The sequence below is a fragment of the Alphaproteobacteria bacterium genome (genome assembly GCA_030740435.1).
GTDB lineage: Bacteria > Pseudomonadota > Alphaproteobacteria > UBA2966 > UBA2966.
The window spans coordinates 1-6,251 of sequence record JASLXG010000045.1 but is presented as its reverse complement, the minus strand read 5'-3'; the positions used below and the strand labels follow the sequence as shown (position 1 = coordinate 6,251).

The window sequence follows — 6,251 nt, the reverse complement described above, 5'->3', positions numbered from 1 at the left end:
CGGCACGCCACTGATCGTCAGCGACAGCATCTCCGACCCATCCGTATCCGTCAGCGCCGACGAGATATCCAGCGCAATGGCGCTGTCCTCGTCGCCCGCGGCATCGCTCACGCTCATGGTCGGCGCGTCGGCAACACCGGTCACCGCGACATTCAGCGTGGAGATTGTCGTCGCCGTGTCGCCATCGGCCTCGGTCGTCGTGGCCGCTACCGTCAGCGCGAAGTCATCGCTCGAATCGGCCGGCGGTGTCACCGTCAGGTCGCTCAATTGGTCAGGTGTCAGCGTCCAAGAACCATCGCCGTTGTCGGTGCCGGCGCTCAGGCTGGCACCCATCGGCACGCCACTGATCGTCAGCGACAACGTCTCGGAGGCGTCCGTATCCGTCAGCGCCGACGAGATATCCAGCGTAATGGCGCTGTCCTCGGCGCCCGCCGCGTCGCTCACGCCCATGGTCGGCGCGTCGGCGACACCGGTCACCGCGACGTTCAGCGTGGAGGTCGTCGTCGCCGTGTCGCCATCGGCCTCGGTCGACGTGGCCGTCACCGTCAGCGCGAAGTCATCGCTCGAATCGGCCGGCGGTGTCACCGTCAGGTCGCTCAATTGGTCAGGTGTTAGAGTCCAAGAACCATCGCCGTTGTCGGTGCCGGCGCTCAGGCTGGCACCGTCAGGCACGCCACTTATCGTCAGCGACAACGTCTCCGACCCGTCCGTATCCGTCAGCGCCGACGAGATATCCAGCGTAATGGCGCTGTCCTCGGCGCCCGCGGCATCGCTCACGTCCATCGTCGGCGCGTCGGCGACGCCCGTCAGCGAAACGTTCAAGATCGATTCCGTCGAGGCCGTGTTGCCGCTGGATTCCTCGGTCGATGTCACCGTCACCGTCAGGGAGAAGTCGTCACTCGAATCGGCCGGCGGCGTCACGGTCAGGTCCGTCAACTGAGCCGGGTCCAGGATCCAGGTGCCGTCGCCGTTGTCGGTGCCGGCGGACAACTCGGCGCCCTCCGGAACACCAGAAATGATGACGCTGGTGATTTCCTCCGAGCCGTCGGTATCGGTGACGGCGGCCCGGATGTCGAGAGCCACGGCCCGGTCTTCGCTGCCCGCCGCGTCAGTGGTTTCGACGCTGGGCGCCGAGGCCGCGGAATCAATGACTTCGGCCGGCCGATCCGAGGCGCCCGTCGTTGTATCGGTGGTGTCGGTGATGTCGGTGATGTCGGCCGTGTCGGCGCCGAAATTTATGAATTGGTCGGAGCCGTCGCCATCCGAACCAAAGCCGGTGGTGGGGTCGTCGCCCAGGAAACTGCCAAATTCGACGTCGCCCGTGCCAACGTCTTCGGCACCGCCCGCCGCGGTTTCGACGAGCGCGTCGGCGCTCAAGTCACCGGCGAGAGCCTGATCGAAAGCCTCTTCGGAGGCGGCGGCCGCCGCCTCGGCACTCTCGCCGCTGGCCTCTGCCTGGGCTTGAGCGATTTCCGAAGCCGCTTGGGCCAGCGCCACCTGCTCGGCGTCAGCACCCGCGGCGAGCGCCTCTTCAGCGGCGTCTTCGGCAGGGGCTTCTTCAGTTTCGCCCCCCTCGGTATCGGCCTCTTCGGCTTCAGCCAATTCGGCATCGGCATCGGCATCGGCAGCACCCTCCTCAGCCTCTCCCGCCGCCGGCTCGATATTGCCTAGATCGGCCTCTTCGGCTTCGGTCATTTCCGTATCGGCTTCGCCCTCCGCCATTTCGGCTTCCGCTTCGGCCTCCTCTGCCTCTGCCTCTGCCTCTGCCTCTGCCTCCGCTTCGGCTTCGGCTTCGGCTTCGGCTTCGGCTTCTGCTTCCGCTTCCGCTTCGGTTTCGCCCTCCGCCACTTCGGCTTCGGCTTCGGCTTCGGCTTCCGCTTCCGCTTCGGTTTCGCCCTCCGCCACTTCGGCTTCGCCCTCGCCTTCCTCGCCCTCGCCCTCGCCCTCCTCTTCCGCCTCCTCTTCTCCTTCCGCCCCGGCCTCGCCGCGCTCCGCTTCGCCATCTTCGCGACGCCCTTCGCTTTCTTCACGAGCCTCGCGCTGGGCGGCAGGGCTCGGCGGCAGCACGTTGATGGTGCTGCCGAAAAGCTGATCCAACTGGGCCTGCGGCAGCACCACCGGTGCCGACGGCGATTGCAGAAAACTGGTCACGGTGGTGGTCTGGCCGGCCTGGTTGAGAATTTGCTCGCCGCCGTCATTGCTGACCACGATCTCGCCCGTGATGCCGCCCTCTTCCTCGAGCAGGGTGATGACGTTTTCCTCGCCCTCGGCACCGGCCTTGACCGCCACCTTGGTGCCGCGAATACCGATCGTGGCCACCGGCGTGCGTATCTGCATGGCGTCCGACCCCGACTTGGCGATCGAGCCCGAAACGAAGGAGAACACACCCTGGACGACGGAGAAGGCCGAATTGCCTTCGTGGGTTTCGGCGTCGTAGACCAACTCGTCGAGAACCATGCGGCCCTCTTCGCCCAGCGAGAAAGTGGTGTCGTCGACGAAGACGATGCCGACCGAGCCTTCGCCGCCGGTCTCGATGACGTCGCCCTGAAAGACCGGGGCGCCAGCGCTGAGGGTAACTTCAGTGCCGTCGGCCCGGACCACGGTGACGCTGCCGGTAATGGTCTGAACCGTGCCGATGGGCTGGGGCTCTTCGCCGGGTGCCGCCTGGGCGTACTGACCGGGAGCCATCGAACCGGCCAGCTTGTGGACCAGGTCGGCCGGCATCTGGGCGCCACCCGAGGTCATCAGGGCGGGCGGATCGTCGACGGTGTAATAGTCCCGAACGATGATTTCGCTGCCGTCCTGGCCCTCGATGATAAGGTCCGGCCCCGCGCGGACGAAATCCGCCGTCAACATCATGGTGCCGCCAGGTACCGTCAGATGGGGTCCCGCGCCGATGTCCAGGACGATGGCCTCGCCACCCTCGTCAGCTACCAGATCATCCGTCGAGATTCCGGGTTGAAGATTATCGACCGCCACGGCTCACCTCACCTTGCCAGCCCGTTTGCGCCCTGATCCGAGCCTACGGGCATTGCCCTTTGGAACTCATCAAAACGAGTCCCGACTGTCTCCATGAAGAAGCCGCCACAGGCACAGCGCAAAAATCGGGCGCCACTCAGGGCAACATCTCCATACTCCGAAATATACGTCCTCGATCTCCCGAAAACAATGGTTCAGCCTCTGCGGCAAGGCATTTTTTTCAATAAAATCCGATACTTAGAAGATGCTGAATAACCCTAAAAAAAATAAGGTTAAGAATTTTTGAAAGAGCTGAAAAGAGCCGTTTTCGGCCCCCTCACAGGAAAATAAAAGAACGACCGGTCGCATTTTGCCGAATTTCGCGGGCCATAATTATTTTACTCGGCAAAGCTCGTGGCGTCGAAAAATCCGCGCTCCGGGGTCTCATCTCAGTTTTCTTCGAGGGCACTCAGAGTGGCGGCCAGGCGCACCAGCGCCTGCGCCCTGGCCCAGGGGCTGGAAATCTCGCGAACCGTCTCGAGAGCCAACTCGAAGGTCCGCCGGGCCAACGGGCGGGCACCCGCGTTCAGCCCCGCCCGGACGCCATTGCACGAGGTCCAGGCACGATCGAGGGCGCTGCCGATAGCGCCGGTCAGATCCCGCGACAGCCGCTCCGCCGCCGCCGCCCCGGTGGCGCCCGTCCGCGCCGCCGCCGCCGCCGCGGCCGCCAGGCGCCACTGGGCATCGGCGCGCAGCCGGGCATCACCAATGGCGCCAGCCGTGCGCCGGGCCTCGGCGCCGGCCCCGGCATCGATCAGGGCATGCACCAGACGGTTGCCGGCGTCGGCCCGGGCGTAGCTGAATTTCGCCTCGATATTGTCGATCTCGGGCAAGGCCCGGGCGAGAACGGCGCGCGCCGCGCCAGGGCGCTCGGCGGCGCTGTGCAGATTGGCGATACGGACCAGGGCGGCAATGCGGTAACGCGGCAGGGCAACTCGTGCGACGCTGGCCAAGGCCGCCTGGTCTTGCCCCAGGCGGGCCTGGGCGAGGGCTATGTCGGCCATCAAGACATCCCGCTGGTCGGCATCGGCCAGTTCCTCGGCAAGTGCCAGGGCGGCGCCCGGGCGGCCGCGCCGGGCCATCAACTGGGCCACGCGCCGCCGCGCTCCGGGCAAGCCCGCCTCGACCGCGGCCAGGGCGCGGGCGACGAATTTTTCCGCCAAGGCGCCAAGCACCGGCGGCGGCTCTGCCGGGGGCGGCGCCTCGAGAGCCAACACCAGGCCGCTCAAGACCTCCAGGCGTGCCCGGCCGGCGGCAATGCGTTCGAGCAAGGCCGCCGCTTCGCTCGCCGCGTCGTATGCCGCGGCCACCCGCTCGGCCTCGGCCAGCGCCGCCACCAAGGCCACCAGCACGCCGGCCCGCACCTGGGGGTCGGGGATAAGGCGGGCCGTGGCGCCGGCCGCCTGCCAACGCCGCTGCCGGGCCTGGGCCCGGGCGATCTTGCCCAGCGCCGTCATGACCAGGCGCGGATCATCGATGCGGGCAGCCGTTGCCAGGGCCTCGTCGTCACGACCCAGGCGGGCTTGCAGCTGCAGGATCTCGCCCAACACCCAATCCCTGAAATGGGCCCGATGCACGGCCTTGGCCGCTTCCAGGGCTTCCTCGAGCAGACACGACACGCTGGGCGCGGCAAAGCAGGCGGCACTGTCGCGCGCCGGGTCGGCGGCTTCGTCGGCGGCCCGCCCGGCGAGCAGGCTCCGGGTCTCGGGTTGGGCGGCCAGGGCGGCCCGGGCTCGGGCCACCTGCTGGCTGCGCACCTGGCTCAGCCGTTCGACCAGACGCTCGGCCCGGCCGGTGAATTCGAGATGGTCGAGCAAGGCCTCGCTGACCAGGCCGTCGACTTCGAGGTTGGTGCGCCGCTGATAACGTTTGACGGCGGCGCTGGTGGCGGCGTCGAGGAGGCCGTTGACGGACCCCCGGTAATGACCCAGGTCGCGCAGCAACTTTTGCGCCTGGAACACCGTTGGGCTGGGCGGCACCCGGCGCAGCCGCGCCAGGGCGTCCGAGCCGGCGTCGTTGAGCGCGATATTGATGATCAAGGGGGGCGGGCGCAGTTGGCCGGGCAGGGGCGGCCACAAGGGGACGGCGGCGGCGGCGCAGCTCAGACCAAGCCAAGCCGCCAGCATCGCCACCACGGCACCGGGCCACCGCGATCCCGGCATTTCCCAAAGACTGTCGCTGACGCGCATGGCCGGCCTGCCCCTGACGACGCCCCGGAAGCAGTATCATCCCGGCCCGGCGCCGTTGCAAACGCCGCCTGGTCGCCCTCAACCCGGGCGTTTGAACTGCTTACTCAGGCGCCAGCCCTGGTGCAAACGATGCTGGCCGGCCGAATCGGCTCGCGGGCGATATCGTCAGGTGACCAATCAGGTAGGTCCGGTTGACAGATCAAGCCCGGACGCCGCGTCATCCAGTTGGGCAAGTGCTGCGGCGGCGGCGGCCGGCCGCTTGGCCGCCTCCCGTTCCGTCATTCGCATCACCCACTTGGCCAAGCCGGTGCCGATGCCCGGGTTCGACTCTAGCGGCGGCCGCCGATCATCAGGGGATCGGCCGGTTAGCATCAGGTGAGCCATGATGCCGACGGCATAGATATCGGTCCGAGCGTCTACGGCCGCCGGGTCACGGGATTGTTCGGGACTGATGAACGGCGGCGCACCGAATTTGCGCTGCACCGGGGCCGCGTCACTGAAGGGGCTCCTGGCAACGCCGAAATCGCACAATACGGCACTGCCGTGCTGATCGATCAGCACGTTGTCCGGCTTGACGTCACGGTGCACGACGTCCTGGCGATGAACCTCAGCCAGGGCCATCAGGAGTTGGCGCAGGATCACCACGGTTAGCCCTTGGCCGAGCGCCCGCTTCGGTCGCTGCAGCAAAGGAGAATCGGCCGCCAGCGTTGTCGTCGCCTCAGGCGGCCCCATCAACTCGGCTAGGCTCCTGGGGTGATAGGGCATAACAAAAAAGGGTGTGCCGTCGGCCAGGCAGGTGCGTTCGAGGATAGCGATGATGTGGGGGTGGTTGAAGCGCGAGATCAGATCACCCTCAGCGATGAAGTTCAGGCGCAATCTCTCGGCAAGTTCCACGTCGCCCTTATCCCCCATTTCCCAGATGAACTCGTTAATCGATGCCCTGAGATGGAGATTATGCTATAAGAATCAATATGTTGAGGAGTTGATGGAGTGGTTGGCATGGCACACCCGATGGGTGAATCGAAACGGGACGGACTTCGGGTC

General features: G+C 66.6%; 3 protein-coding genes. All 3 read right to left on the bottom strand.

Features of this window, described 5'->3' with window-relative positions:
- On the bottom strand, window positions 1-2,979 hold a 2,979-nt coding region (locus QGG75_05425; protein MDP6066682.1), incomplete at its 3' end, for a FecR domain-containing protein.
- Between the two features lie 428 nt (window positions 2,980-3,407).
- Entirely contained in the window at window positions 3,408-5,207 is a 1,800-nt protein-coding gene (locus tag QGG75_05420; protein ID MDP6066681.1) for a peptidoglycan-binding domain-containing protein, read from the bottom strand.
- Between the two features lie 177 nt (window positions 5,208-5,384).
- Window positions 5,385-6,083: a serine/threonine-protein kinase gene (locus QGG75_05415; protein MDP6066680.1), complete on the bottom strand. Its 699-nt coding sequence runs from the start codon at window positions 6,081-6,083 to the stop codon at window positions 5,385-5,387.
- Window positions 6,084-6,251: the final 168 nt, after the last annotated feature.